Raw genomic sequence first — 679 nt, forward strand, 5'->3', positions numbered from 1 at the left:
AATGTTAGGGCTTGGCATCACACGCCCTACGCTCGTTTTTGGCGGGTACTTAACTGGCCTTTCATTCGTTTGTTTAGCCGCTGGGGATATGAAATATGGCTAGCGTATCGCCAGTATAGAAGTAAAAAGCAACCCTAGAACCAGAGTCCTGAATGTAGAGTAGGTAAAAAAGAATGTTTAAATGGTTTAGCAAAAATCCTTCTAAAAAACTCGTGAAAGCTTATGAAGCGAAGCTCACCGAGGCGATGCATGCACAGCGCAATGGCGACATAAGAGCCTATTCTATGCTCAGCAAAGAAGCCGATGATATTTATCAGAAAATACAAAGTGTTATGGCTAAAGAAAGTGCTTAGGGCAGGTCATCACGATGTCTAATCAATTTTTCTATACCGAAAGGCTCGGATCGATGAAGTTTATCTTGCTAGCTTGTTCTGTATTTGTGAGTTCCTTACTCACAGGGTGTAGCTTGGTTAAATACACGATTGAGCATGCTCCCTATTCGCTTATTCAGTCAGATGGAAATTTTGAGATCCGACATTACGACCAGATGTTATTGGTTTCCACAACGATGAATAGTGAAAAGGGGAGATCGTCAAACGATAGTGCTTTCAAACGACTTTTTGCTTATATCTCCGGCGAAAATAGTAAGGGGCAAGATATCAGCATGACCGCGCCTGTG

2 protein-coding genes are annotated in these 679 nt (G+C 42.3%); both read left to right on the top strand.

The window, feature by feature from the left end; translation table 11 throughout:
• The first annotated feature begins 173 nt into the window (after positions 1 to 173).
• Positions 174 to 353 carry a DUF6435 family protein gene (locus tag A3763_RS00710; RefSeq protein WP_068510205.1) on the top strand — a complete coding sequence of 60 codons (180 nt, stop codon included), beginning with the start codon at positions 174 to 176 and terminating at the stop codon, positions 351 to 353.
• A gap of 14 nt (positions 354 to 367) precedes the next feature.
• Positions 368 to 679, top strand: a 312-nt coding sequence (locus A3763_RS00715) for a heme-binding protein (RefSeq protein WP_197482653.1), incomplete at its 3' end; no start/stop codon positions are given.

The sequence above is a fragment of the Oleiphilus sp. HI0128 genome (genome assembly GCF_001635365.1).

Excerpts from the sequence above, each read along its gene's own strand:
- A3763_RS00710 (WP_068510205.1), top strand. The coding sequence starts at position 174 with ATGTTTAAATGGTTTAGCAAAAATCCTTCTAAAAAACTCGTGAAAGCT.